The 26,541-nt window shown below is 36.4% G+C and carries 23 protein-coding genes and 1 tRNA gene; 11 read left to right on the forward strand and 13 right to left on the reverse strand.

Annotated features, from left to right (window positions below; translation table 11 throughout):
* Positions 1–60: 60 nt before the first annotated feature.
* The 7 genes from DHU68_RS02140 to DHU68_RS02170 form a co-directional block, all read right to left on the reverse strand.
* Entirely contained in the window at positions 61–1,125 is a 1,065-nt protein-coding gene (locus tag DHU68_RS02140) for an acyltransferase (protein WP_108821310.1), read from the reverse strand.
* Between the two features lie 46 nt (positions 1,126–1,171).
* A complete protein-coding gene (uvrC, locus tag DHU68_RS02145; protein WP_108821311.1) occupies positions 1,172–2,977 on the reverse strand; it encodes an excinuclease ABC subunit UvrC in 1,806 nt (601 codons plus the stop codon).
* Between the two features lie 64 nt (positions 2,978–3,041).
* A complete protein-coding gene (locus DHU68_RS02150; RefSeq protein ID WP_108821312.1) occupies positions 3,042–3,593 on the reverse strand; it encodes an adenine phosphoribosyltransferase in 552 nt (183 codons plus the stop codon).
* Between the two features lie 90 nt (positions 3,594–3,683).
* Entirely contained in the window at positions 3,684–5,558 is a 1,875-nt protein-coding gene (gene mnmG, locus DHU68_RS02155) for a tRNA uridine-5-carboxymethylaminomethyl(34) synthesis enzyme MnmG (RefSeq protein ID WP_108821313.1), read from the reverse strand.
* Between the two features lie 127 nt (positions 5,559–5,685).
* Positions 5,686–6,423, reverse strand: a complete 738-nt coding sequence (locus tag DHU68_RS02160) for a copper homeostasis protein CutC (protein WP_108821314.1) — start codon at positions 6,421–6,423, stop codon at positions 5,686–5,688.
* Between the two features lie 32 nt (positions 6,424–6,455).
* On the reverse strand, positions 6,456–6,968 hold the full coding sequence (locus DHU68_RS02165) for a TlpA disulfide reductase family protein (RefSeq protein WP_108821315.1): 513 nt from the start codon (positions 6,966–6,968) through the stop codon (positions 6,456–6,458).
* A 35-nt stretch (positions 6,969–7,003) separates the two neighbouring features.
* Positions 7,004–8,830, reverse strand: a complete 1,827-nt coding sequence (locus DHU68_RS02170; protein ID WP_108821316.1) for a YgiQ family radical SAM protein — start codon at positions 8,828–8,830, stop codon at positions 7,004–7,006.
* Between the two features lie 119 nt (positions 8,831–8,949).
* Here DHU68_RS02170 and DHU68_RS02175 point away from each other — a divergent pair, with 119 nt between their 5' ends.
* The gene (locus DHU68_RS02175) at positions 8,950–11,250 is read left to right on the forward strand and encodes a BamA/TamA family outer membrane protein (protein WP_108821317.1); all 2,301 of its coding nucleotides are present in this window, start codon (positions 8,950–8,952) and stop codon (positions 11,248–11,250) included.
* Positions 11,251–11,340: 90 nt separating this feature from the next.
* On the opposite strand, the gene DHU68_RS14410 is transcribed toward DHU68_RS02175, so the two are convergent.
* From DHU68_RS14410 to DHU68_RS02185, 3 genes are all read right to left on the reverse strand, one after another.
* A complete protein-coding gene (locus DHU68_RS14410) occupies positions 11,341–11,607 on the reverse strand; it encodes a cupin domain-containing protein (RefSeq protein WP_369831325.1) in 267 nt (88 codons plus the stop codon).
* Positions 11,608–11,877 carry a hypothetical protein gene (locus DHU68_RS14415; protein ID WP_369831326.1) on the reverse strand — a complete coding sequence of 90 codons (270 nt, stop codon included), beginning with the start codon at positions 11,875–11,877 and terminating at the stop codon, positions 11,608–11,610.
* Between the two features lie 252 nt (positions 11,878–12,129).
* Positions 12,130–13,572 (reverse strand): FISUMP domain-containing protein, encoded by a 1,443-nt coding sequence (locus DHU68_RS02185; protein WP_108821318.1) that lies wholly within the window; start codon positions 13,570–13,572, stop codon positions 12,130–12,132.
* Between the two features lie 260 nt (positions 13,573–13,832).
* On the opposite strand from DHU68_RS02185, the gene lpxK reads away from it, so the two are divergent.
* The 3 genes from lpxK to DHU68_RS02200 are packed head-to-tail and all read left to right on the forward strand — an operon-like array spanning position 13,833 to position 16,662.
* The gene (gene lpxK, locus DHU68_RS02190) at positions 13,833–14,933 is read left to right on the forward strand and encodes a tetraacyldisaccharide 4'-kinase (protein ID WP_108821319.1); all 1,101 of its coding nucleotides are present in this window, start codon (positions 13,833–13,835) and stop codon (positions 14,931–14,933) included.
* Positions 14,890–15,705, forward strand: a complete 816-nt coding sequence (locus DHU68_RS02195; RefSeq protein WP_108821320.1) for a purine-nucleoside phosphorylase — start codon at positions 14,890–14,892, stop codon at positions 15,703–15,705. Before lpxK ends, DHU68_RS02195 begins: the two co-directional genes overlap by 44 nt.
* A gap of 57 nt (positions 15,706–15,762) precedes the next feature.
* Positions 15,763–16,662, forward strand: coding sequence for a DMT family transporter (locus DHU68_RS02200; RefSeq protein WP_108821321.1), 900 nt, complete (start codon positions 15,763–15,765; stop codon positions 16,660–16,662).
* A gap of 2 nt (positions 16,663–16,664) precedes the next feature.
* Here the strand turns inward: DHU68_RS02200 and DHU68_RS02205 are convergent, their stop codons facing one another.
* Complete coding sequence (locus DHU68_RS02205) at positions 16,665–17,498, reverse strand: immunoglobulin-like domain-containing protein (protein ID WP_108821322.1); 834 nt, start codon at positions 17,496–17,498, stop codon at positions 16,665–16,667.
* A 137-nt stretch (positions 17,499–17,635) separates the two neighbouring features.
* Here DHU68_RS02205 and thiL point away from each other — a divergent pair, with 137 nt between their 5' ends.
* From thiL to DHU68_RS02220, 3 genes are all read left to right on the forward strand, one after another.
* A complete protein-coding gene (thiL, locus tag DHU68_RS02210) occupies positions 17,636–18,664 on the forward strand; it encodes a thiamine-phosphate kinase (protein ID WP_108821323.1) in 1,029 nt (342 codons plus the stop codon).
* A gap of 94 nt (positions 18,665–18,758) precedes the next feature.
* Positions 18,759–18,831 (forward strand) — tRNA-Phe (locus DHU68_RS02215).
* Positions 18,832–19,071: 240 nt separating this feature from the next.
* Positions 19,072–20,307 (forward strand): site-specific integrase, encoded by a 1,236-nt coding sequence (locus DHU68_RS02220; RefSeq protein WP_108821324.1) that lies wholly within the window; start codon positions 19,072–19,074, stop codon positions 20,305–20,307.
* A 191-nt stretch (positions 20,308–20,498) separates the two neighbouring features.
* Here DHU68_RS02220 and DHU68_RS02225 read toward each other — a convergent pair whose 3' ends face one another.
* Both DHU68_RS02225 and DHU68_RS02230 read right to left on the reverse strand, forming a co-directional pair.
* Positions 20,499–20,804, reverse strand: a complete 306-nt coding sequence (locus DHU68_RS02225; protein WP_108821325.1) for a helix-turn-helix domain-containing protein — start codon at positions 20,802–20,804, stop codon at positions 20,499–20,501.
* 23 nt (positions 20,805–20,827) lie between these two features.
* Positions 20,828–21,097, reverse strand: a complete 270-nt coding sequence (locus tag DHU68_RS02230) for a helix-turn-helix domain-containing protein (RefSeq protein ID WP_255412415.1) — start codon at positions 21,095–21,097, stop codon at positions 20,828–20,830.
* 670 nt (positions 21,098–21,767) lie between these two features.
* On the opposite strand from DHU68_RS02230, the gene DHU68_RS02235 reads away from it, so the two are divergent.
* The 4 genes from DHU68_RS02235 to DHU68_RS02250 all read left to right on the forward strand — a co-directional run bounded on the left by DHU68_RS02235 (position 21,768) and on the right by DHU68_RS02250 (position 26,541).
* Positions 21,768–22,079, forward strand: coding sequence for a DUF3408 domain-containing protein (locus tag DHU68_RS02235; RefSeq protein ID WP_108821326.1), 312 nt, complete (start codon positions 21,768–21,770; stop codon positions 22,077–22,079).
* A gap of 220 nt (positions 22,080–22,299) precedes the next feature.
* Positions 22,300–22,737 (forward strand): hypothetical protein, encoded by a 438-nt coding sequence (locus DHU68_RS02240; RefSeq protein ID WP_108821327.1) that lies wholly within the window; start codon positions 22,300–22,302, stop codon positions 22,735–22,737.
* A complete protein-coding gene (mobB, locus tag DHU68_RS02245; RefSeq protein ID WP_108821328.1) occupies positions 22,722–23,969 on the forward strand; it encodes a conjugal transfer protein MobB in 1,248 nt (415 codons plus the stop codon). The genes DHU68_RS02240 and mobB overlap by 16 nt, the downstream gene beginning before the upstream one ends.
* A gap of 190 nt (positions 23,970–24,159) precedes the next feature.
* The gene (locus tag DHU68_RS02250; protein WP_185117486.1) at positions 24,160–26,541 is read left to right on the forward strand and encodes an SLBB domain-containing protein; all 2,382 of its coding nucleotides are present in this window, start codon (positions 24,160–24,162) and stop codon (positions 26,539–26,541) included.

The raw sequence follows: 26,541 nt of genomic DNA on the forward strand, positions 1-26,541 counted from the left end.
CAGGGGTTTTGGTATTTAACAATTGTTAAACCTTAATTCAGTTATTCCTTTCTATCACAATTAGATAATCCATTTGTTAAGAACTGGTATTTTCCTGATTATTAATACTACTCCCAGAGATGCAAAATATACAAACAAGGAAAGTATTGGTACAGATAGTATCGCAGGGAAGGTATTTGTTCCTATGCCTACAAGGTTGAGTAAAATATTAAATAAATCGTGTGCCAGATATATTCCTAAAGTACAATTTGCCAGTAGTGTAATGTATTTATTATCCTGTAGTTTCTGCATCGTTTTATTATTACTGATAAAGTCTTTTGCAAGTGTAAATACAAAAAATGCAATCAACATTGTTTGTGGGCCCATGTTTTCGAAGTAGTGTGTTCCTGGGTATCCATAGGTATGAGCAAAGTAAAAGGATGATGCAACATTCCATATCAAAGCAAGTGAGCCTGCTATATAAATAATACGTTTTATGACTGTTCCCAGTTCAAATTTAGCAAAGAAATACCCTGCTATAAAATATCCGGTATATGAATACAATTCATTGATGCCAAAGCTTATATTTACCTGATATGTGTTATTGAGTTTTGGGATAACTGCCCCAAAAATGAAATAAAGAGCCAAGAAATACAGGTAATGTTTCTTTTGTGCATGTGCTGTGAATACTCTAAGAAGTGGAGCTAATATGTATAAAGCAATAATTGCATACATAAACCATAAGTGATACCAGGGCGTTCCTAAGAATATCTCAGTATATATCTTTTGCCAGTCGCCGGTAGTCACCTCTTTTATATCCAATAAGATGGAAACAGTAGGAGAGAGGGTTCTATATAATATAGCCCAAAATAAGAGGGCACATATTAGTCGGGGCAAAGCTTTTGTATATAATTTTTTGAATGTTAGGTTGTAGCCCGGATCAAGAACAATAATTCCGCTAAGCATGAAGAAGACAGGAATACACCATCTTAACGATGTCATAAATGCATTTAGAACATACCATTCAGATGTTCCAAACGATTGATTCCATCTGGCTGTGCATACATGAATAATAGTAACTGCAAATATTGTTAAGCTTCTTAGAATATCAGCATATAAAATTCTGCTTCCTACTTGTTTTGCCATTTATGTAACTGGAAATTAGTTGTGTAACTTGGTGTTAAAAATACATTCAACTTTCTTCATTTGCAAAATAATTGATAATTAGCTTTGCTTTATGTTCTCCTATTGTTTGTGTCAACTCTTCTTTAGTGGCTGATTTTATTCGTTTTACACTCTTAAACTTACTAAGCAAAGATTTTTTTGTCTCTTGCCCAATTCCTTTAATGTTATCCAATTCAGACTTTACCTGCTGTTTACTTCTCTGATTCCGATGAAAGGTGATTCCAAATCTGTGGGCTTCGTCTCGCAAATGTTGGATTATTTTTAGTGACTCTAAATTTTTATCAAGGTATAGGGGAACAGAATCTTTCGGAAAGTATATCTCTTCCAGTCTTTCGGCTATGCCTACTATTGCTACTTTACCATAGATATTTAGCTTCTCTAAGGTTTCGCAGGCAACGCTAAGCTGTCCTTTTCCGCCATCAACCACAATCAGTTGGGGCAGGGGAGATCCTTCTTCAATGAGTCTGTGATATCTCCTATGAATTACCTCTCGCATAGTAGAAAAATCGTTAGGGCCTTCAACAGTCTTCACATTAAAGTGACGGTAATCTTTTTTCGAAGGTTTTCCCATTTTGAATACTACACATGCTGATACAGGGTTGGTACCTTGTATATTTGAGTTGTCAAAACACTCTATATGTACAGGTAACTCTTTTAGGTTGAGGCTTTTTTGTAGTTCCTTAAGCACCCTTGTACTTCTTTGTTCGGGATTTAAGCTTTCCGCTTTTTTAAGCTTGTCAAGTTTGTATTGTCTTACATTTTGAGTGGAAAGCAGAAGTAATTTTTTCTTATCCCCTCGTTGAGGTATGATATATTCTACTCCATTTAAAGCAATGTCGGGATAAAATGGAACTACAATTTCTTTTGCTGATGATCCGAATCGTTCCCTCATTTCGATAATTCCCATTGCGAGAAGCTCCTCTTTGGCTTCATCCATTTTTTTACGATACTCGAAAGTATATACTTGGATAATAGCACCGTTATGTACATTTAGGTAGTTGATGTATGCCGCATTTTCATCTTCGTCGTAGCTATAGACATCTATATTGTAATTTATATTGCTTACAACTGTAGATTTACTCTTAAAGTTCTCAACGAGTAAATACTTTTCTTTCAGTTTATTAGCTTCCTCAAATTCATGTCTTTCGGCCATCTCTTGCATCTGATTGTATATCTCATCGCTTACTAAGTTGCTGTTCCCTTTCAATATTTGTTTGATAGATTCTATGTTTTTTATGTATGCATCATGTTGCTGTAATCCGATGCATGGACCTAAACATCTTTTGATATGATACTCCAAACACACTTTATACTTTCCTTCAGCAATTTTTTCAGGAGTGAGATTTAATGAGCAAGTGCGGATAGGATATAATTTATGAATAAATTCAAGTAATGTTTTTACACTCTGTACGTTAGAGTAGGGTCCAAAGTATTGGGAGCCATCTTTGACTATCTTTCTAGTGAGCTCTACTCTTGGGAAATATTCATTTCGGATAACGATGGAAGGATATGATTTATCATCTTTTAATAAAACATTGTACCTAGGCTGTAATTCTTTTATTAAATTATTCTCTAAGAGCAATGTATCTTCCTCATTATCAACGATTATATACCTTATATCTCTGATTTTGCTTACTAATATTCTTGTTTTAGGGCTATTATCATGGCTTTTAGTAAAATAAGAAGATACCCGTCTTCTTAGATTCTTGGCTTTACCTACATATATAACAATCCCCTTGTCATCATAGTATTGATAACAGCCTGGCTTCTCAGGGATATTTTTTATTATATTTTTTAGATAATCGTTACTCATTTTCCTTCACGTATTCCGGGGCGAAAATTTTTTGAATGAAAATACGCCAAAGATTTTTTACAGGTCAAATAGGGTATTTTATAAGAGCTTTAACATCTACATCCTTCGGAAAAAGTTTTCGCCCTTCTAATTGTTCTAATTCTATAATAAAATTTACATAGACTTTTTTTACGCCCATTCTTTTAACAAGATTGTAGGCTGCAAACATTGTACCTCCTGTTGCTAATAAATCATCATGGATTAGTACAACATCATCAGGAGCTAGCGAATCTTTATGTATTTGAATTTTATCTACTCCGTATTCTTTTTTGTATTCTTCCTCAAATACAGCAGCAGGCAGTTTTCCGGGTTTGCGAATAGGAACAAATCCGGCTCCTAACTCAAGTGCCATAATTGGGCCCATGATAAAACCTCTTGACTCTATTCCTACCACTTTAGTAATTCCTTTATTTCGGTATTCATCCAAAAGAACATTGGTCAACATTGATAGTGATTCTTTTGTGTTGAACAAAGTTGTTACATCCTTAAATTGAATTCCCGGAATAGGGAAGTCCGGAACATTTCTCACAATTTTTCTAAGAGATTCTAATATTTGCTCTTTCTCTAATTCTTCCATTTTATATTTTAAATTGTTATTTGTTTCACGTGGAACACCTCTCTGAAAAGGCTCTTGTTTTTGAAATGTTTCACGTGAAACATTGAGTTTTTATCTACCCAAAAGTACTAATAAAATCGATATATCATTCGGAGAAATTCCCGGAATTCTGCTTGCTTGTGCAATTGTTTCTGGATCGATTTTAGTTAGTTTTTGTCTTGCTTCTGTAGAAAGTGAATTAATTTCTTCGTAGTTGAATTTTCCTTTTATGCGGATATTTTCAAGACGAGTTATCTTGTCTGCTATTAATTGTTCACGCTTTATGTAGCCGTCGTATTTAATAATAATTTCGGCAGCTTCTATTATTTCCTCTTTTCTGTTAGGTGTTTTATCTAGCTCTTCCTTGAATGCAGGTACTAGATTAGATATAGTTTCTATGGATATTTGAGGGCGTGTAATAATATCTTTTAGTTTTGCTCTTTGTTTCAGAGGGCTTGTACCTAGACTTTCTAAACCCTCGTTTATATACTCTGGTTTTAACGAATAGTTAGCGGTGAAATCGATAATGCGATTGATCTCTTCTTTCTTTTCTTTCAATAAAGAGATGCGTTCTTCTTTGGCAAGACCGATATTATATCCCTTTTCGGTTAAGCGCATATCAGCATCATCTTGTCTGAGTAGAATCCTATATTCGGCTCTCGAAGTAAACATTCTGTAAGGCTCATCTACACCTTTAGTTACGAGGTCATCGATCAAAACACCTATATATGCTTCATCTCTTTTCAGGATGAAATCGTCTCCACCGTGTGTTTTAATATGCGCATTTATTCCGGCAATCAAGCCTTGTCCTCCGGCCTCTTCATAACCTGTTGTTCCGTTAATTTGACCGGCAAAGAATAGATTGTTGATTAGCTTCGTTTCCAATGTATGTTTCAATTGTGTTGGGTCAAAAAAGTCGTATTCGATAGCATAACCGGGTCTGTATATATGTATATTTCTGAAAGCAGGGACTCTTTGCAAAGCTTCAATTTGTATATGGAGTGGGAGGGAGGAAGAGAACCCGTTTAGGTAATATTCCTGTGTGTTTTCTCCTTCTGGCTCTAAGAATAATTGATGCGAAGTCTTCTCTGCAAAGGTTACTATTTTTGTTTCTATACTTGGACAGTATCTTGGTCCTATACTTTGTATCTGCCCATTATATAGTGGAGAGTCATCCAATCCATCGCGTAATGTTGAATGTACATCTTCATTGGTATAAGTAATCCAACAGCTAAGTTGTTTTAATGTACGTGGAGCATAATCTAAGTATGAGAATTTATGAAAATCATCGTCACCTTTCTGTTCTTCCATAAGGCTAAAATCAACGCTTCTTCCGTCAATTCTGGCAGGCGTTCCCGTTTTCATACGGTCTGTTGTAAAGCCTATTTCTTTCAGTTGTTCCGTGATTCCAAATGATGCCGGTTCCGAAACTCGACCACCTCCCATTTGTGTTTTTCCTACGTGTATCAGTCCATTCAGGAATGTTCCATTGGTTAATACAACGGATTTTGCGGTGAATTCGACACCCATTGCAGTCTTCACTCCAGTTACTGTTTTGTTCTCTATTGCTAGAGAAGTAACTGTATCCTGCCATATAAATAAGTTGTCTGTTCTATCGAGGATTTCTCTCCATTTTAGTATAAATTGGGCTCGATCACTTTGTGCCCTTGGACTCCACATCGCAGGTCCTTTCGATCTGTTCAGCATTCTGAACTGGATAGCAGTCTTGTCTGTCACTATCCCCATTTGCCCTCCTAAGGCATCAATTTCACGAACTATCTGTCCCTTTGCAATGCCTCCTACTGCAGGGTTGCAGCTCATCTGAGCTATTTTGTTCATGTCCATTGTTATCAATAGGGTCTTAGATCCCATATTGGCGGCAGCTGCTGCGGCTTCACAACCTGCATGCCCCGCACCGACAACAATTACGTCGTATTTGAAATTCATATAATAAATTGTGGATGAAAAATTATTTTATAGATACAAAGTTAGTATTTTATTGTATTCTTTTTTACATATTTATCCTGCTATAGATAGAAACAATCGACTGTCGCATACATCTATATGCAACTATTTATGCCTTGTTAGCATTTTCGATTGCTTTTTTTACTTTAGAAACATCAGTCCGAAGGATTGAATATTCTTCGTTGAAATCATCAAAATGAGAAGCTTTATACTCCATGCCTCCTGTATATCTACTCCTGAATGAGCCATGAAATTCTTTCAAGTTTGTAGCTTTTACCAACCCCGAAATATTCTCTTCATTTATTCCTCCTCCGGGCATAATAATGATTCTATCTTCAGCTTTTTCGATAAGCTCTTTTAGCACTTCTTTTCCTTCCAAAGCTGTTTTTTCTCCCCCTGAAGTTAATATCCGATCACAACCTAACTCTATGACATCTTCCAATGATTTGAATAAATCGTTGCATCTGTCAAAAGCTCGATGAAATGTTACACTCATTCCATATTGCTTTGCGATAGCTACAAGCTCGCTGTTTCTTTGCATATCTATGCTTCCGTCAGCATTGAGTATACCTATGACAACCCCGTCGCATTTTGCTTTTCCGCAATGATGGATATCAGATTTCATCAAGTCAAATTCAAGATTGGTATATAAGAAATCTCCACCGCGAGGTCTTATTATCACATTCAATTGTATATGAAGCAGCTCTCTTGACTTCTCAATTTGTGATAGAGCAGGAGTTGTTCCGCCTTCAACCAAGTTGTCGCAAAGTTCAACTCTTACAGCTCCTCCTTTCTGTCCTTCGATGGCCGATTGTACCGATCCCGCACAAACTTCTAAAGATATCATGTATTTAAAGTGTTGATTGTCTTTTAGTTACTTTATTTCGCTAATTCTTCTTCAATCAGAAGCATTAGTTCCTGAAATTCTTCTTTCTTGTAACCTTTTGATGCATAGATTATTATGTCATTTTGATCAACAAGATAGGTGCGAGGAATTGTTGTCTTTGCAAATTTTGATGTAAATCCTCTTTCGGGATCAGGATAGAGAGGGAAAGAGAATTGCTTCTTTTCGTTATATTTTGTTAGCTCATCATCGGTATGTTCTCGTCCTACAGTTAGCATTACAAATTTATCTTCGTCTTTGAACTTCGGCCATAAAGTCTTTTTTACTTCGGCTAGTTCTAACTGGCAAGGAGGACACCATGTAGCAAAGATATTTATAAGCACTAATTTGCCCTTCAAATCTTTTGAGTTGATTTCTCCATGTTTGGCTGATGATAATTGAAATTCGGGCATTTTATCGCCTTTTGCAGCTATATCTCCACTCTCGCTTTGGGCAGACAGACTCAAATGAAAGGCTAGTATTGTTAAAAATAAAAAGGCTTTCTTCATTGCTTTATCAAATTAAGTGATTTTACGTATAAATTCTAGTTGTATAATCTTTTTATTAAATCTTCTCTTTTTAGCTTCTTCAGTGATTTGATTATCTGATTGCGATAATTTTTATCGTACCAGAAAAAATATTGGCGTTGAGCTAGCTTTTGCTCCTTTGTACGCGCTGTATATACTTTTTCGAGTGTATATGGATGATAACCTGTATAATAAATCTCTGTAGCCAATGTCATCGGAGAGGGGGTAAAATCCTGAATTTGCTCCAATTTGAAACCTAATGGCTTTGTGGTTGCTGCTAGTTCAGCCATATCAACTTCAGTACACCCCGGATGTGATGATATGAAATACGGTATTAATTGCTGTTTTAAGCCGTTTTCACCGTTGATCTTATCGAATATCCTGCGGAATGAATAAAATTGCTGAAAACTGGGCTTACGCATGTTGTTGAGCACATTGTCCGATGTGTGTTCCGGTGCAACTTTGAGTCGCCCCGATACATGGTTCACAATAAGTTCTTTTGTGTACTCGTCAGAGATTTTATTCAATCTGTTATCTTCATTCCGATGCAGAAGCATGTCGTAACGAACACCGCTTCCAACGAAAGATTTCTTAATCTTTGGCAATGAATCTACCGCTTTGTATATGTCTAACAAATAAGAGTGATCTATGTTTAGATTCTTGCATATTTTGGGATGAATACAAGATGGACGCTTGCATTTGGCGCAAATCGTTTCATCCTTTCCTTTCATTTTATACATATTGGCCGAAGGGCCTCCCAAATCGCTCAGATAACCCTTGAAATCGGGCATTTCGGTCACTTGCTTTACTTCTTTTAGTATAGACTCTTTCGAGCGTGAAGCAATAAACTTCCCCTGATGAGCCGATATTGTGCAAAATGCACATCCTCCAAAACAACCGCGGTGCATATTTACCGAGAATTTTATCATCTCAAATGCTGGTATTGTCTTCCCTTTGTACTTAGGGTGAGGTAGTCGTGTGTAAGGTAAATCGAAGGATGCATCAATCTCCTTTTCACTCATAGGAGGATAAGGAGGATTAATCACAACAGCCTTATCATTGTATGTCTGTACAATTCGGGATGCATTTACCATGTTGGATTGCTCTTCTACTATGCGGAAATTCTTTGCTTGTTTGAGCTTATCTTCTAGGCACTCTTCGTGAGAGAAAAGATAGATATCGTTTTTCTCAACCGGAGATTGTTTTACCTTGTTCTTATCGGTGAGATAAACTGTTTGGGGAATGTCTGTTAGCTCATTGAATGATTTCCCGTCTTTAAGCTCGGTTATTATCGCTTTCAACGGATTTTCGCCCATCCCATAAACTAGCAAATCTGCTTTAGAATCGATCAATATTGATTGGTGCAATTTATCGTCCCAATAGTCGTAATGTGTTACCCTGCGCAATGAAGCTTCAATTCCCCCTAAAAGTACGGGTACATCGGGGAAAAGCTCTTTTAAAATGTTGGTGTAAACAATAGAAGTTCTATCCGGACGCATCCCTGCTTTTCCTTCAGCAGTATAAGCATCATCGGAACGTAATCGTTTATTGGCGGTGTAATGATTGATCATGGAGTCCATTGCTCCGGCTGTTACACCGAAGAAACGGCGAGGAGTACCAAGTTTCTTGAAGTCTCTCAGATCGTCTCTCCAGTTTGGTTGCGGTACAATAGCTACTTTCAGACCTTCAGCTTCGAGCATTCTGCCAATAACGGCTGCTCCGAAAGCCGGATGGTCTATATATGCGTCTCCTGAGAATAGAATTACATCCAATTGATCCCATCCTCTCAACTCTACCTCTTTTTTTGTGGTAGGTTGCCAATCTGTTAAACGATACTCTTTCATAATCAAGGTACAAAGGTATTGCTTTTTTCTGCTATGTTGTTGATCATGCACTTATTCTTAACATTTTTACATGATCTAAATCTAAACATTGTATATTTGCTAACTGTTATTTTCTTTAAATGAGGAAGATTAAAATCATACCAATTGCTTTTATCCTTACCCTTGCGGCTTGTACAACTACAAAAAACATTCCGGAAGGGAGTTACCTATTGGATAATATGGAGGTGAAGCATGATACTAAAAATGCAACTTCCGACTTAGAAGATTTTGTACGTCAACAGCCAAATACAAGTTTTCCGCTGTTGGGAAAAGTCCGTTTGAAGATCTATAATATGGCTGGAGATACCAGTAAATGGATCAACCGAACTATTCAGAAACTTGGTCAGCCGCCTGTCATATTCAGTAACTCTCAGACATTGATTTCAGCCAATCAGCTTAAGAAGCAATTGAATAATCAAGGATATCTGAATGCACAAGTAGATACATTACTCAAAAAAGATGGTAATAAAATTTCTGTAACATACGATATCAAAGGAGGCGAACCTTATTTGATAAGAGATTATACATATGCCATTGAAGATACAACGATGGCGAGAATAATGACTCGTATCCCTTCCAATCCTGTAATAGCAGGAGGTGATATGTACGATATGGCCATGCTTGAAGAAGAGAGGCTTAGAGTAAATGAAATAATGAGAAATGTGGGTTATTATAATTTCTCGAAAGAATACGTTTATTTCAAGGCAGATTCTACATTAAATTCTCATCAGGTAGATCTTTTCTTGAATGTGTATCCAAGAAGGGATAGTCTTCCATATACCCGCTATAAAATCAATAAAGTAAAAGTAATTTCGGGAATAAACACCAGTGATTTTGCAGAAGCCGGGAGCGATGGAAGACCTGGTCCAGGAAGTTGGTTTTTTAGGAATGCGGATACTACAGAGTATCATAATATGACAATTATCAGAGGTCGTAACAACTTTCTGCGTAATTCTACGATAAGACGTAATAATTATATTCGTAAAGGAAACTACTATTCCGATATGTTGCAAAACTGGACCTATCAGTCATTTAGTAGGATAGGAGCTGTGAATCAGGTGAATATATCAACAACTCCGTCTGCTGAAGATAGTACATTGCTGGATGCTACAGTTGTTTTGTTACCGGCCAACTTCCATAAATTCAAAGCCGGATTGGATGGTACAAACTCAGCCGGAGACATCGGGGTTGCTCCAAGTATTTCTTACCAGCATCAAAACTTGTTTAATGGAGGGGAAGAACTAAGTATTCGATTGAAAGGAGCATATGAATTTATTCCTAAGAGTAAACAAGGTGATTTGTTAGGACAAAGTTATTATGAATATGGTATCGAAACTGGTCTGAAGTTTCCAATGATTCTTTTCCCTTGGCTAAAAAGGAGTTGGAGAGAACAACCTTTTGCAGAGACTAATTTTAAGATTGGCTTGACGAATCAACATAGACCTGAATATACGCGGCAATTCTTCAATACGACTATCAACTATGACTGGCTGACTTATAACTTCAGATTAGGGCATAGTCTCGATCTGTTGGATGTTAACTATATCCGTATGCCTTACCGATCGGAACGGTTTGATAGCTTGTATATAGATAATGTAAAGAATCCGATGTTGCGAGAAAGTTATCAGGATCAGTTAGTAGCTCGTACTGCATATACATTTTCATTGGTAAATGGACGCAAATTAAACCCTCTATATCCTACTTATACACTACGTGGCTCGTTTGAAGTTTCCGGATTGCTGCCTCGTTTGGTAAGCACTATAAGAGGTGCTAAAGAGAATGAAAACGGGCAAAAGCAAATTCTAGGTGTTGCATATGCAGAGTATGTAAAAGGAAGTATAGATTATTCAAGAACGTTTTTCTTTTCCAAAAGACATTCATTAGCCTATCGAATAGGTCTTGGATTAGCTTATCCTTATGGTAACTCGAATGTATTACCTTTTGAAAGAAGGTTTTTTGCAGGAGGAGCTAACAGTATCAGGGGCTGGAGTACCAGATCGCTTGGTCCGGGAGCATATAAGCGACAAGATGACTTAGACTTTGTAAATCAAACCGGAGATATGAAACTAGAGTTCAGCATCGAGAATAGGTTTAAAGTGACCGATCTTTTTGAATTTGCTCAATTTATAGATGCCGGTAACATATGGACACTAAAGAAATATGAGAGTCAGCCGGGAGGACAATTTGCTTTCGATAGTTTCTATAAAGAGATTGCAGCTTCTTATGGTATAGGTCTTCGTTTCGATTTAAGCTTCTTGTTGCTCCGTTTTGACGTGGGTGCACAGATATACGATCCGTCAAGGGATACTGGTAAATTTGTTATGTTTAAGCCAACTATCCATAAAATGGCATGGCATTTTGGGATAGGATATCCATTTTGACGAATATGATAATTGATTAAGATGCATTATCTTGATCCTTATGTGTTTACTTGATAAAGGTCAAGCTAATATCTCTATTTCAAAATTTTGTTATTCATGATCGTGATGAGCCATATCTGATTCAGCCTTGTCTTTATGTACAGTTCCATGCGGGTGTTCGGGTTTGGCATAGATTGAGTATAACTTTAAAGGTTTATTGCCCTTGTTTATAATATTATGCCACTTTCCCGATGGAACGAAAATAGCATCGTCATCGCTTGCTTGGCGAACAAATATCAATTTATCTTCACTGTCTCCCATCAAAACTTCAGCGTCTCCTTCTTCTATTCGCAGAAATTGCTCAATATCTTTATGCATTTATAACCCAACTTCGCCGCCTACAGGTATAGACATTACCGTCAACTGCAGATTCTGGCCAGTCCATATTGCTGTGCGGAAAGTATTGTTCTCTAACGTATAATCTTCAATATTAATCACAAGAGGATCGGCTCCATAGTCTTTAAGAACGACCTCTTTCTTTTCTTGTTTAGTTTTCTCTACCGTCTGTGTGCCCTGTTCATTTTTATTCGATGGTTGGCAAGCAAATAGCCCGACAAGTATAACTCCTATAAAAATTAGTTTTTTCATAATTTATTTGATTTTGGAATTATTAATCTTCTCAAGTTAAGCATAATTTAGTTGTATCTGTACTAATAAAAGTTAAGTTTAAGGCTAAGAGGTTTAATATTAATATGTTTAATGTTGGATAGGATGTATGTATATCTTTGTAGCCATATAGCTTGTAACCCTAGTTTTGTATAATAATGTGTCATATATTTTTAATAAACAAAGCCGATTAATACGTGATTAATCGGCTTTTATCTATCTAAGTTTTATCGTTTATTTAGTATCTTTTTTACAGCGAACAGAGAACGTTTGTTCTGCATCATGATAACTTCTACTATAATTACCATGACCCCTATAGAATCTTCTCATATATCCTAAAGGGTAATTTACACTAGATAATTTGGACGAACTGGACCAAAAATATGCAGCTGTTCCGTATTCATAGACAGTAGCTGTACTTCCACTAGTCCCTACAAGGTAAGCATCGAATCCACTTGCACTAAATGTATTAGATAATCCTCCTGTAGATGAAGATACAGCTGTTCTACTTTTCATTGCTTGACCTATACTCCCTCCTACAGTTACATCCATGCCTGAGTCAAAATCTACATTTGAAACAGAACCTTTTGACACACCCGAAAACATACTGACATTATTTACTACTCCATTGGCCAAGTCAGTCCATTCCTGATCGCTAGGGAGATACCATCCGTCAGGACAGATTCCTTGATACATAACATCTCTGTTTGTACTTCCTCCCTCTTCTACATTTATAGGCAATGTTGCTGGTCCGGTTGAGGTTCCTACACCTATAGCTGCTGCTCTATTATACAATACCCCGTAATTGGTTGTTACCGAGCTAGCATTATTAGGTATATAATAATGAGGTTCTGATAGTTTTGTATAGTTTGATGATGTTTGTTTGATAAGAGATGTCCCATTAGGTAATCTTAATGTGCGAAGATTTTGTGTCATCCATACTCCTTCATCAAACACCTTTGTAGTATCAATGTAGACTTCCGGAAGGAAAGCTATTTCGTCCCAATTAGGTTCATCTGTACTACAAGAAAGGCTTCTTTTGATCTGATATCCTTCCATCAATAGCTTATAACCTACATAGAAACGAGAGGTCGTGTATGTATTGACAGAGCTTTCTCCCGGTCGCTGATCGCTTATATCTTCAGTACCATTTGGAGAAGATTTATCTGTGTTTACTATTCGTCCAAGTTGGTAATAACCATTTGCTCTAGCTTCTTCCTTATTTTTTGGCCATCCTTTAGGATTGTTTGGATCTAAGAATTCAAAGCCTCGTTTGTAGGATATATAATCTCCTTTTTGAGTTTTTATTTCAGGGTATGGAACAAAAGGCTGCCATTTTTCTCCATCCCAAACGTGTATACCCGGGCAAAAACGGGTTTCCTCCGATTCTATATTCATACCGGTATTATACACTACAAGTCCGATGTGATCTAAATGTTCAAGAGTATTACCTTGAGTAGCTCCCATTGTCTTTCCAAGATCTTTTTCAGTCCTGATGTTTTTTAGTTCTACACGAGGTAGACCCAATCCTTTAGTAGAGTTGACTCCCATATCCCCATTCATTTTGAGGTCTAATAATGCTCCTGCATTTGGATTCTCATTACTCCCAATAGTTACCTGAGATAATAGGTTAGTACATAGCAATATTAAGCACGCTATGCTTAAGAATTTTTTCATTGTGTGTGGCTTTTATGTAAAAATATTGTGTGTTAAATAACTGTCGTGTCGAATGAAAGTACAAAATTAGGTGTTGTTTTGATATAAAAAAACAAAAACTGGGTTAAAATATGTATAATTTGGTGTTTGTCAATATTTTCTATGTGCATTCATTTTTGCAAATATCTTCTATTGCTCGCTATGTTATACTTTTTATGTAGTTTTGCTTTACTTATGTTTGTATTTACAAACTTTTGAAATAAAATACTTATATTTAGCGGATGATTAGAACAGAACCTGTACGTATCAGCAAATGGTTACTGCCATTTTCGTGGCTGTATGGGTTTGTTGTGTATATACGAAACAAGTTCTTTGATTGGGGATTGCTAAAGCATGAAGAATTTGAAGTCCCTGTTATCTGTGTTGGAAATATAACTGTAGGTGGAACTGGGAAAACACCTCATACAGAATACTTAGTCCGTTTACTATCAAAACAATATAGGGTTGCAGTATTGAGCCGTGGATACAAAAGAAGTTCTAAAGGTTTTGTTTTAGCTACAGATTCTTCTACGAGTGCTATGATAGGAGATGAGTCATTTCAAATAAAGAAGAAATATCCTGATACAATTGTTGCTGTAGATGCTGACAGGAGAAGAGGTATTCGTAAGCTTCTTGCTTTAGAGAATCCTCCTGAGATAATCTTATTGGATGATGCCTTTCAACATCGTTATGTGAAACCTTCTTATACAATAATTCTTTCGGACTATAATCGCCCAGTGTATGAAGATAGATTGCTTCCTGCTGGAAGGTTGAGAGAACCTTTTTCTAGCATGCGAAATGCGAATATGATAATTGTGACGAAATGTCCGGATGATCTACAGCCAATCGACTTTAGGATTATATCACATGATATAAATGTATTCCCATATCAAGGATTGTATTTCACTTCTTTCACATATAAGAATATAGAACCTGTATTCTCGGGAGCGAATCAGTCCGATTCTTTAGCAGCATTAAGAAATAAACATATTTTGTTGGTCACCGGTATTGCTTCACCTAAAGCATTATTGAAAGAACTTTCTAAATACACAGAAAAAATAGATACGCTGACTTATCCGGATCATCACAATTTCGGGTCGAAAGATATTAAGCATATAACAAATACTTTCAGAGGCATAAAGTCGGAAGATAAATTAATCCTTGTCACAGAAAAAGATGCAGCACGATTTGTATCAAGAGACGATATAGATGAAGATTTAAGACAACGTTTATTCTACATCCCTATCGAAGTCACTTTTGTTGGTGAAGCGCGAGATTTTGACGAAAAAATATATAAACATGTTAGAGAAAATATACGAAACCGCCGATTACTTAAGAAATAGAGCAGAGGTAATCCCTAATATAGCTATTATTCTTGGCACTGGTCTTGGTGAATTGGTGCATGAAATAGAAGATAAAAAAGAAATATCGTATGAAGATATTCCCAATTTCCCACTATCAACAGTTGAAGGACATAGTGGAAAATTAATTTTTGGGAAACTGGGAGGGAAAGATGTGATAGCCATGCAGGGACGTTTTCATTACTATGAAGGCTATAGCATGCAAGAAGTAACATTTCCTATACGTGTTTTCCAAGCGCTGGGTATTCAGTATTTGTTTGTTTCTAATGCTGCCGGAGGTATGAACAACAGCTTCGAGATAGGAGATATCATGCTGATTGAAGATCATATCAATACTTTCCCAGAGCATCCGCTACGAGGTAAGAATTATAAAGAACTAGGAGTGCGCTTCCCTGATATGAGCAACGCATACGATAAAGACCTCAGGAGAATGGCTGCAGAGATAGCTAAAGAAAACAATATAAAACTGCAATATGGAGTTTATGTGGGAACACAAGGTCCAACTTTTGAAACTCCCGCTGAATATAATTGGTTCCGCGTAATTGGAGGGGATGCTGTAGGAATGTCAACAGTACCTGAAGTTATAGTTGCCAATCATGCTAAGATGAAAGTATTGGCCTTTTCTATTATCACAGATCTTGGTGTTATCGGTAAGATTGTTGAGGTAACACACGAAGATGTACAAGAAGCTGCACAAGTTGCTCAACCAAAGATGGCTCTTATAATGAAAGAGATCATCAAGCGAATAAGTTAAGCGTAAAAGTAATATTTATTTAGTTGTTTCATATTTAACTAATCTTCATAGGCTTTAATGCTTACATCGTCCAAATATTGGTATCATTTCATAACCATATTTACAATTATTGTTTGGGGTACAACATTCGTTTCTACCAAGGTACTTATCAATAATGGTCTTTCTCCTATTGAGATTTTTCTTTACCGTTTTATACTAGCTTATGTGGGTATATGGTTCTTTTGTTCGCGAAGATTGTTTGCAAAGAACATAAAAGATGAGTTATTGTGCCTTGCTGCCAGTCTGAGTGGAGGATCGTTGTACTTTGTTTTCGAAAATACGGCTTTGGGTATAACATTAGCTTCTAATGTTTCTCTTATAATATGCACTACTCCTATTTTTACTGCATTTCTTTCCTTTTTGGTTTACAGAAAAGAGAAAATAAGAAAAGCTTTGATTATAGGATCATTAATTGCCCTCTGTGGGGTAGCTTTAGTCGTTTTCAACGGAAGTTTTGTCCTTCAGATTAATCCTTTGGGAGATATTCTTACCATATTGGCTGCCTTGTCGTGGGCTTTTTATGGGGTTATTCTAAAACGATTGAACAAGGACTATTCCATTTCATTTATTACGCGTAAAGTATTCTTTTACGGTATTGTTACACTATTGCCTTTTATTCTTTTCGGACAAGATGAGATTAATCCTCATTTGCTTGTCAATCCAGCTACATTAGCTAATGTATTATTCCTCGGGATTGTAGCATCATTGATATGTTTTGTCGCTTGGAATACTGCTGTAAAAGAACTAGGAGTAGTTGAAATATCTAACTATCTCTATTTTGTGCCAATAGTAACTCTGATTACATCTGCTATCGTGATAGACGAACATATAACGATGATTGCATTGTTCGGGTCTGTTCTTATACTCTGCGGTGTGTATGTAGCAGAAAAAGGATTTAAATTAAGTTATAAAGATTAATATTATTGTAGGGTAAATTCAGCTGATACTGGTGTTTTTACATATTTGCGTATTCGGTGTTTACCTGGTATAAAAAATTGATTCTCCTTGTATTTACTCTTATTTTGGTAACGAAACCATTGAGGATTATTAGGCTTTATAGTAAATTCGGTTGACTCTCCAGATTGTATTTCTCTCCTTTCTGAATCATCATAGGGTAAAGAATAATAGTCTAGCCAGTTATCAGTTTTGTCATCATAATATGATAAAAAGTAGTGTTCCAGAGCGAAAGCAATGTTGCTGCTATTGTTTATAATAGAAAAAGAAATCCAATTTGTTTCTGTACTTATGGTGTCATTATTCATAGCCATTACTACCTGATTCTCTTTTTTGTAAAAAGCATTCTTTTTAGATAAATCATTTTCAGCTACATAAAATTCGCTTTCGAGCTTGATCCTTAACTCGGTCGATATTTTATATCTTCCTCGCTCTATAGGGTTGTCAGATGTAAACCAATGCTTATAGTGTTTGTTTTCTCCCGCTTGTAGATGATAAGCAAGATAGTTGAATCCGACATTAGAAGCAGGTAGAATTTCTTTCCAAGCAGAGTCTTTATAAAAGTATATTTTGAAATGGGATCCATATTCAGCATCCTGAGAGGAATTGTTGTATAGGGTTAACCCTATTTCATTTTCATTGTTGTATAGGGTTGCGGAGTCTAACTTCATATAAAAAGAGAGACTATTCTCTGTGGTAATAGTTTCGGTCTTATTGTCCAGTTTATTTTTTGCACTAGGTTTACAACCCATTATTAAGATCGCAGCTAAAAGAATCAATGTATATGTTATGTATTTCATCTTTTTCTTGTTTTAAGCGGTAGTATTAAATAGAGTAGATAGGGTATATGAATTCCATATGCAGAGTGTGGGAAAAGACTATAATGTTTAAAATAAAATTGACTAAATTTGCCTTTCGATATTAAAAATGAAAATAAATGAAACGAACAGAGATTTCTAGTTTGGGTGAGTTCAAGTTGATTGATCATCTTACCAAGAGTATTGAATTGAAGAATTCTAGTTCAGAAAAGGGAGTAGGAGATGATGCTGCAGTATTGTCGTACGGCGATAAGAAAACACTTGTAACTACCGACCTACTACTCGAAGGTATACATTTCGACCTGATGTATGTTCCTTTGAAACATTTAGGTTATAAATCTGCTGTCGTTAATTTTTCGGATATATATGCAATGAATGGGCAACCGAAACAAATAACGGTTTCGCTAGGTATATCGAAACGCTTTTCGGTTGAAGATTTAGAGTTGTTCTATGAAGGAGTATACCTCGCTTGCCAAGAATATGGAGTTGATGTGGTAGGTGGAGATACTTCTGCTTCGTTGACAGGTTTAACAATAAGTGTCACTTGTATTGGAGAAGGCGAAGAAAGCAAAATTGTATATCGTAACGGAGCCAAAGATACAGACCTTGTTTGTGTTTCAGGCGATCTGGGTGCTGCTTTTATGGGCTTACAACTGCTTGAGAGAGAAAAAGCTGTTTATGATGGGAAAGAAGATTTTCAACCCGATTTTACAGGTAAAGAATATCTGCTCGAGCGTCAATTGAAACCCGAGGCAAGAAAAGATATTGTCAAATTTTTAGCAGGAGGAGGTATTGTACCCACGTCTATGATTGATGTTTCCGACGGATTATCTTCAGAATTGAAGCATATCTGCAAGCAGAGTGGGGTAGGATGCCGAATCTATGAAGAGCGTATCCCTATCGATTACCAAACTGCGATGATGGCAGAACAATTCAATATGAATGTGACTACTGTTGCTATGAATGGAGGTGAAGACTATGAACTACTATTCACAGTTCCTCTGTATATGCACGAGAAAGTCTCTAAACTAAAGGGGATTCATGTAATAGGACATATAACGAAAGAAGATTATGGTCTATTGTTGGAAACACGCGATGGAGGCGAGATCGAACTAAAAGCTCAGGGTTGGGACTCTATTGAGGGATAGGTATTAGTCTATTTTATCCCTTTTTGCATTTTTTTTTCTGATATTTTTGGTGAATTAGAAATATGTCCTATCTTTGCACTCGCAATAAGGCAATGGTGCCATAGCTCAGTTGGTAGAGCAAAGGACTGAAAATCCTTGTGTCCCCGGTTCGATTCCTGGTGGCACCACTGAAAAAGAAAGTAAAATCAAGTAAACTCCTGAGTTTCAAGTAAATTCGGGAGTTTTTTGTTTTAGGCGTAAAGCAAAAAATAGCGGTTTAAAGCAATAAAATGGGACGAAATGGTGACTATTTTTTAGAGCTCTCAAAAAAATCACCTAATTGAATTTATTGCATTGTTACACAGTGTTTTGCGTAGCTGTTGTGTCGGGCTAATTCCTTAATTTTGTATTACTTAAATTAAGGAGAAATGAAAAGAAATGTATTTAGCATTTTGTTCTTTTTGAAAAAAGGACAGCCAATGAAAAACGGAGAAATGCCCGTTTGCTTAAGAATTAATGTGAATAGGCAACGTGTTGAAATCAGAACACGCAGAAGCATTGACCCAAAACTATGGTGTCAGGCTAAAGAACGTTCAAGAGGGCGTGACAGACTATCGCAAGACCTTAACCATTACATCGAAATCTCACGAGTAAGGCTTTATCAGATTTTTGAAAAACTGGAAAGGGAAGAAAAGCCTGTTTCAGCAAAGATCGTCCTAGATATCTTCAATGGTAAGACTGAGAATAGTCAGCGAACATTACTTGGAGTATTCAAGGAACATAATGAGCAATGCCGTCAGTTGATAGGTATTGACTACGTCGCTATAACTGTCAATCGTTATGATTTGTGTTGTCGCTACCTTGGCGAATTGATCAGCAAAGAATATCATCTTGAGGACCTTCCATTGAAAGAAATAGATAATGAATTTATCAGAAAATTCGAACTGTATTTGAAAACAGAAAGAGGCTGTGCTCAAAATACTGTCATTCGTTATATGAAAGCTTTTAAGAAAGTCATCAATTTGGCTATCGCCAATGATTGGATTTCTTGCAATCCTTTTGCAGGAATTAGATTCCACGAAAAAGAAGTAGTTAAAGAAGTGTTGACAAAAGAAGAGCTTCAAATTATGATTCAGAAAGAGCTTTCTGTACCAAGACTGGAACTCGTTCGCGATGTGTTTATATTTTGCACTTTTACGGGTTTGGCTTTTGTGGATGTCAGTCAACTAAAACCAGAGCATGTTGTAAAGGATACTAAAGGTAAGCTATGGATAAGAAAACATCGGCAAAAGACAAAAAATATTTGTAACATCCCTTTACTAGAGATACCTCAAATTATTTTGGATAAATATAAAGACCATCCTATCTGTAAAAAGAAAGGTGTATGCTTGCCAGTTATGGCAAATCAAAAGATGAATTCTTACCTAAAGGAAATTTCTGATTTGTGTGGAATTGAGAAAAATATTAGCACTCATACAGCCCGACATACATTTGCTACCCAAATTTGCCTTTCAAATGATGTTCCTATGGAAACAGTTTCTAAAATGCTTGGACACTCCAGTCTGAAAATGACACAATTGTATGCTAAAGTGATTGATACAAAAATCAGCAAGGATATGGATGCTTTGGCTAATCGGATTGAGGGTAAATATGGGGAGATGTAAGTACCAGCTTTTTTCTTCTCTTCTCACAAAAGAACAGGAAGCGAATAAAACGCCAAACTCTAGTCCTTGCGGATTTCTGATCGAAAAGTTTGTCTAATTTATTCCACTTCCTGTAAGGGGAAGGTTACAGAAAAGAAAAAAAGAAAATAATATTTATTGGTTTATATGGGAGTGAGATTTGGCTGTATCAGCTAATCTTGCTCCCATGCTTTGTAATAGTTATCCTCCAACATTTTTTCTATATCCGATAGTTTGTAGAGAATCTTGCCTTCCAGTTTGTAGAAAGCAATTCTTCCCTTATCCCTGTAATCCTGCAAAGTACGTTGACTTATATGGAGCATCTCGCAAACCTGATTATTGTTCAAATAACGCTCTTGACTGTGAGAAGAAGATAAACAATCCAAGCCTGCTTCCAGATTCTCGGCTACTTCATCAATAGCAGTCAATAGTTCTTTTATCTCTTCCGAATTGGAGTTTAGAAAATCGTTTGATTCCATATTTTTACCTCAATATTTTTATACTATCTTTTTGATTTCTCAACAAATGCGTGCACATCACTTGCCTTGTAGTAGCATTTATGACCGATCATCGAATAAGCAAGGACTCCTCTTTCCCGATAGCTTTGCAAGGTACGAAGTGAGATATTCAGTAGCTGACAGACATCCTGATTGTCCAGCCATTCTTCACTATTTCCATAACGAGCCAAACCCCTGCTCTTTTCAAGTAAAAGCTTAATACGCTCCGTCACCTTGTCTAAGGCTTTTCTATCTATAATTTTCAATTCCATCATATCTTTTTCCTTTTTATTTATCGTTATACACTTCTGCAAATAAATAGATTAATTTTCATAGTATCCCCTTGTTTTTAGTTACTGGCAGCTTGTGTCTGCCTATGTCTGAGATCTATGACATGAATATTATTCGCAAAAACAAAGATCTGTATTTGCTTGTAACAGATAGCAAAATCAAAATAAAGTTGTAGTGGTTGGCAGCGATTGGCTTCGCTATAAAAAACACGTTCGGACGAGATAACTCTAAATTATAAAAGATAGATTGCTTCATAATCTAATTTTACAATTAATCAATCCCACAAATAGTTGTTCAATTATTCTATTGATTTGATGTTAAAACAGCCTCCTATATTTATTTCAATACTGCATTCACAAAGTCCATCATTATTATGTACTCATACAGTACTATTTGAGATATACTTCTGTGTCAATCGGGAATTATCCATACAGCAGAATCCGGCACTCCAACCCTCTTTGCTATACGATTGAAAATGAAAATTACAGCAATACAGCGAATAAGACTCTCTGATAATGTGTTGATAACTAGAGTCTAAAATCTTTTTAGTTTCTTGGGGATGATTCTTTACGTATTCAGGTTTTTATTTCAGAAATGAACGAAGTAGAGGAATTACTAAGTCCATCTTTTATTCACTCATTAATTCTTTAAATAATGAAACACAAAAAGATCTCCAAAGAGAAATACATCGCTCTGTTCTGTCGGGATAAGCGTGTTCGGGGGCGCAATGCGATCTACGTCAGTCCCGAAGTACACAGAAGACTGAAAAGGATAGCTGCTTTATTCCGATTCGAGCATTATACCAGCTTGTCTTCTTTAGCTGATCGGATTCTAGATCATCATATTGAAACCTATGGGGAGCTTCTGACTCAACTGAAAGAAGAAGCCGACAATAGATTCTTGAACGGTTCAGGTTATTCAACGAATAACGAGGATCTTGACGAAGATCCTGAAGAAAGCGATTGATTGTTATATGCTACTCAATCTTTCAATTGAATGAATCCGCCTCACAGCGGATTTTCTTAGACACTGGTCTAAGGCGAGTTGTATTTTGAGCCACCGGAAATAAATTCCAGCCACTCAAAATAACTCGCCCACTCATCTGTCGATTCGGGGAAGGACAGCTCCCAAGTCGCCGTCCGAATGATAAGTTTATGATAGAATAAAAACTTAAAGACTTTTTACAATGAAAAAAGAGAATCAGAATATTGGACGAAAGTCCAAGGTAGGCAGGAAGCCCAAAGCCAATCCTGCGATCTTTCGCTGTGATGTCCGATTGAACGAAACGGATAACTGTAAGTTTGAAACATTATTCGAATTATCAGGATTTAAATACAGAGGACATTTCATTAAAGATAAAGTACTGAATACTCCTATGAAAATTATAGAGATAGATAAGACAATCAACGATTATATCATCAAACTATCTCAAATCAGGAGTCAAATGAGAGGAATTGGCAATAATTACAATCAGGTTTTACGCTTACTTAAAGAACAGTTAGGTGAGCGAAAAGCATTGGCTTATCTCTATAAATTGGAGAAAGCCATGATCGAATTGGTACACACCTACAAAGAAGTAGAACAACAGTTACAAATACTGGAGATAAAATGGTTGCAAAAATAAGCTCGAATACCTCCCTTTTTGGTACACTTCTGTACAATAAAAATAAGATGGATAAGGAGGAAGCGAAATTGCTTTCTTCTAAAAATGTATATGAAAGAGCAGACAGATTATTCTCTATGCAGACAACGATCAAGTCGTTTGAGCCTTACTTGATAGCCAATAAGAGAACTGAAAAACCGATCTTTCATGTATCGCTAAATCCGAATGCAAAAGATATACTCTCAGATGAACATTACCAAGACATAGCCGACCGCTATATGGAAGACATGGGTTATGGGAATCAGCCCTATGTGGTATTTAAACATACGGATATAGACAGAATTCATCTTCACATTGTTTCCATCAGGATAGATGAAGCTGGCAAGAAGTTGGATTCTAACTTTGAGAATATGCGTTCGATGAAGATATGCAGGCAAATAGAGAAATATTTTAATCTTCATCCGGCTACCAAACAGGAACAGCAAGCTTATAGCATTCCAACCAAACCGCTCAATTACAAAGAAGGCAATGTAAAACAACAAGTGGGCAATATTGCCAAAGCAGTATTGAATAACTACAAATTCCAATCCATAGGAGAATTCCGAACACTTTTAGAAAAAATTAATGTAAGTGTGGAAGAAGTCAAAGGCTTAAAAAATGGAAAACCTTATCACGGACTTGTGTATTCAGCTTTAACAGACAATTCAACAATAATGAAAAAAGAGAAGATCGGTACTCCTTTTAAGTCTTCACTCTTTGGTAAATCTATTAATATGCAAACTCTTGAAAAACACTTTGAGAAGTCGAAGCAACAGATACAGGACAGCAAGACAAAAGAATACCTCAAACCGATACTCGTTAAAGCGATGCAACAATCAGGATCAATGGATGAGTTCAAATTGCTATTGAAAGAGAAAAACATAGAGCCGATATTCCGTCAGAATGAGGAAGGACAAATCTATGGTGTTAGCTTTATAGATTATCAAAACAAAACGATTCTTAATGGCTCACGAATAGGGAAAGAGTTTGCGGCAAACGCATTTCATGAAAAGTTTGCGGATGAAAATAAAGTTTTGACTATATTAGCAGAGCAAACAAAGAACAAGATTGAATTTGAGCCGGATTTTATAGTTCCTTTATTCCCATCACTATTTGAGCAGCACAGCACAGATTATGAGGCTGAGAATTTTGCAAAAGAAAAGCAAAAGGAGGAAGAAATCAGAAAGAGGAAAAACAAAGGTCGAGGTTTATAATGTATTATCAAATCTGATAATTGGATATATCATATGCTCTTTAAGTGTGTAATATAGGAATGTAATAATTAAAAGGTTTGTATATAAAATGTTGGTCGGTTGGTAATTAATCTTTAATTTTGCAGGCGCGATAGTTGGATCGAAATGTTTGCAGCAGTAAACTGTTAATTTAAAGCACAATATCTACAGTATGATAAAAAAGATATTTTTTCTTCTAATTTTAATTATGCCTTTATGTCTTTCTGCGCAGATGTCGGATAGTCAGGTAATCGAATATGTTAAGTCAGAACATGCAAAAGGAACAAGTCAAGATGCAATAGGGAAAGCATTACTCCAAAGAGGAGTGACTCAGGCTCAACTTTTAAAAATCAAAAGTCAGGTAGAGCAAGAAAAGCGAGCAAGCACTTCTACTTCCCAAAGAGCGTCTTCTGAGTCTGTATTGAGAGAAAGTGCTGAGGAATATTACCCTCAAAGGATGAAAGATTCAATACGCTCTTCTAAGCGCAAAATATTTGGTAAAGATGTTTTTAGTCAGAAAGATTTGACTTTTGCTCCAACAATGAATATTCCTACTCCTACTAATTACAAATTAGGTGCTGGGGACGAAGTAGTCATTGATATTTGGGGTGCATCACAAACAACAATAAGAAAAACAATAACTCCCGAAGGAAGTGTTAATATTGAGAGCTTAGGACCAGTCTTCCTAAGTGGAATGACTATTGAGCAGGCTAACGAAATTGTCCGTAGAAAACTTTCAAATCTGTATGCTGGTGTAGATGAGGAAGGTGGTGCTTCATACATAAGTTTGACATTAGGCCAAATTCGTAGTATACAGGTTAATGTAATGGGTGAAGTTGTTACTCCTGGTACTTATACTGTATCCTCATTATCTTCTGTGTTTCACGCTCTATATTTAGCGGGAGGAATAAACGATATAGGATCTTTGCGTACTGTTAACTTGTACAGAGGAGGCAAGAAAGTCGCTTCGGTTGATATTTATGACTTTATTCTTCGTGGGCAAACTCCAGATGATATTAGGTTATCTGATGGCGATGTTATTGTAGTTCCAGCTTATCAATCACTGGTAAATATCACAGGAGAGATCAAGCGTCCGATGTGGTATGAAATCACTAGCGATGAGCATGCTAGTGATTTGATTAACTATGCTGGAGGATTTACTGGAGAAGCTAATGTTGAAAATATTAGCTTAAGTAGAAAAACAGGTAAGTATAGGCAGATGTATACGCTTGACCCTGAGACAATGCTCTCTTTTACTCTGGCAGATGGTGACAGTATTGCTATCGGTAAAGGCTTGGACCGATACGATAATAGGGTTCAGATAGATGGTAGTGTTTTATTCCCAGGCTATTATGAAATAGGGGGTGATATAAGAACTGTTGCTGATTTGATAAAAAAAGCCGGAGGCCTAAAAGAAGATGCGTTTCTTGATCGAGCCGTTCTTACTAGAGAAAAGGATGACTTGACTTTTGAAACATTAGCTTTGAATCTGAATAATTTAGAATCTAGTGCTTCTGGAAATACTCAGTTGAAGAAAAATGATATCTTGTATATTGCTGCAAATACAATTGATGAAGATTTAGGGGATTTCACAATTGCAGGAATGATTGCGAATCCAGGGCAATATAGCTTTGCCGAAAATACGACTATAAAAGACCTTATAGTAAGAGCCGGAGGTTTGCTTAGTTCAGCTTCTACAGCCAGAGTAGATGTTTCCCGTAGAATCATTGATCCTGCTAGTACTACTAATGCAACGATTATAGCAGAGACGTTTTCTTTTTCTATTGAAGATGGGTTAATTGCAGATGGTAAAGCTAATTTTGTGTTAGAGCCTTATGATCAAGTGTATGTAAGAAAAAGCCCAGGTTTTCAAGAACAACGTAATGTCCGAATTGACGGAGAAGTCCTATTCCCTGGGGCATATACATTGGTTGAGAAAGAACAAAGAGTATCGGAGATTATTAAGCTTGCTGGAGGCCTCTCAAACAATGCTTATGCAGAAGGTGCTCGTTTGATTAGAACAATGACGGATGATGAAATAGCTAGACAAAAACAATCTCTAGCAATGTTAGCCAGAGGTACAATGAAAGATTCAATTTCAACAGAATCATTAGAAACAAGCAGGCAATATACTGTAGGGATTGAACTCGAACAAGCTATAAAAAATCCTAAATCAGAATATGATATCGTTTTAAGAGAAAACGATAGATTAATTATCCCAGAGTTTAATAATACGATTAAGATAAATGGAGCGGTTATGCATCCGAATACCGTTTTATATAAAAAAGGGGAACCTCTTAAATACTATATAGAACAAGCTGGGGGCTATAGTGATCTTGCTGAAAAGAAGAGAGCTTATATCGTATATATGAATGGAATGACTGCAAAAGCTAAAGGTTCGAGTAAAGATTTGATAAAACCAGGGTGCGAGATAATTGTTCCAACTAAAGAAGAAAAAGAAAAAATGTCTCTGGGACAAACTATCGCTCTCGGTTCTAGTATAACTTCTATGGCTTCTGTTATTGCTTTATTAATTAACTCTCTAACGAAATAA

Source organism: Dysgonomonas sp. Marseille-P4361, from assembly GCF_900343125.1.
Taxonomy (GTDB): Bacteria; Bacteroidota; Bacteroidia; order Bacteroidales; family Dysgonomonadaceae; genus Dysgonomonas.

Excerpts from the sequence above, each read along its gene's own strand:
- DHU68_RS02140 (WP_108821310.1), bottom strand. The coding sequence starts at position 1,125 with ATGGCAAAACAAGTAGGAAGCAGAATTTTATATGCTGATATTCTAAGA.
- uvrC (WP_108821311.1), bottom strand. The coding sequence starts at position 2,977 with ATGAGTAACGATTATCTAAAAAATATAATAAAAAATATCCCTGAGAAG.
- DHU68_RS02150 (WP_108821312.1), bottom strand. The coding sequence starts at position 3,593 with ATGGAAGAATTAGAGAAAGAGCAAATATTAGAATCTCTTAGAAAAATT.
- mnmG (WP_108821313.1), bottom strand. The coding sequence starts at position 5,558 with ATGAATTTCAAATACGACGTAATTGTTGTCGGTGCGGGGCATGCAGGT.
- DHU68_RS02160 (WP_108821314.1), bottom strand. The coding sequence starts at position 6,423 with ATGATATCTTTAGAAGTTTGTGCGGGATCGGTACAATCGGCCATCGAA.
- DHU68_RS02165 (WP_108821315.1), bottom strand. The coding sequence starts at position 6,968 with ATGAAGAAAGCCTTTTTATTTTTAACAATACTAGCCTTTCATTTGAGT.
- DHU68_RS02170 (WP_108821316.1), bottom strand. The coding sequence starts at position 8,830 with ATGAAAGAGTATCGTTTAACAGATTGGCAACCTACCACAAAAAAAGAG.
- DHU68_RS02175 (WP_108821317.1), top strand. The coding sequence starts at position 8,950 with ATGAGGAAGATTAAAATCATACCAATTGCTTTTATCCTTACCCTTGCG.
- DHU68_RS14410 (WP_369831325.1), bottom strand. The coding sequence starts at position 11,607 with ATGCATAAAGATATTGAGCAATTTCTGCGAATAGAAGAAGGAGACGCT.
- DHU68_RS14415 (WP_369831326.1), bottom strand. The coding sequence starts at position 11,877 with ATGAAAAAACTAATTTTTATAGGAGTTATACTTGTCGGGCTATTTGCT.
- DHU68_RS02185 (WP_108821318.1), bottom strand. The coding sequence starts at position 13,572 with ATGAAAAAATTCTTAAGCATAGCGTGCTTAATATTGCTATGTACTAAC.
- lpxK (WP_108821319.1), top strand. The coding sequence starts at position 13,833 with ATGATTAGAACAGAACCTGTACGTATCAGCAAATGGTTACTGCCATTT.
- DHU68_RS02195 (WP_108821320.1), top strand. The coding sequence starts at position 14,890 with ATGTTAGAGAAAATATACGAAACCGCCGATTACTTAAGAAATAGAGCA.
- DHU68_RS02200 (WP_108821321.1), top strand. The coding sequence starts at position 15,763 with ATGCTTACATCGTCCAAATATTGGTATCATTTCATAACCATATTTACA.
- DHU68_RS02205 (WP_108821322.1), bottom strand. The coding sequence starts at position 17,498 with ATGAAATACATAACATATACATTGATTCTTTTAGCTGCGATCTTAATA.
- thiL (WP_108821323.1), top strand. The coding sequence starts at position 17,636 with ATGAAACGAACAGAGATTTCTAGTTTGGGTGAGTTCAAGTTGATTGAT.
- DHU68_RS02220 (WP_108821324.1), top strand. The coding sequence starts at position 19,072 with ATGAAAAGAAATGTATTTAGCATTTTGTTCTTTTTGAAAAAAGGACAG.
- DHU68_RS02225 (WP_108821325.1), bottom strand. The coding sequence starts at position 20,804 with ATGGAATCAAACGATTTTCTAAACTCCAATTCGGAAGAGATAAAAGAA.
- DHU68_RS02230 (WP_255412415.1), bottom strand. The coding sequence starts at position 21,097 with ATGATGGAATTGAAAATTATAGATAGAAAAGCCTTAGACAAGGTGACG.
- DHU68_RS02235 (WP_108821326.1), top strand. The coding sequence starts at position 21,768 with ATGAAACACAAAAAGATCTCCAAAGAGAAATACATCGCTCTGTTCTGT.
- DHU68_RS02240 (WP_108821327.1), top strand. The coding sequence starts at position 22,300 with ATGAAAAAAGAGAATCAGAATATTGGACGAAAGTCCAAGGTAGGCAGG.
- mobB (WP_108821328.1), top strand. The coding sequence starts at position 22,722 with ATGGTTGCAAAAATAAGCTCGAATACCTCCCTTTTTGGTACACTTCTG.
- DHU68_RS02250 (WP_185117486.1), top strand. The coding sequence starts at position 24,160 with ATGATAAAAAAGATATTTTTTCTTCTAATTTTAATTATGCCTTTATGT.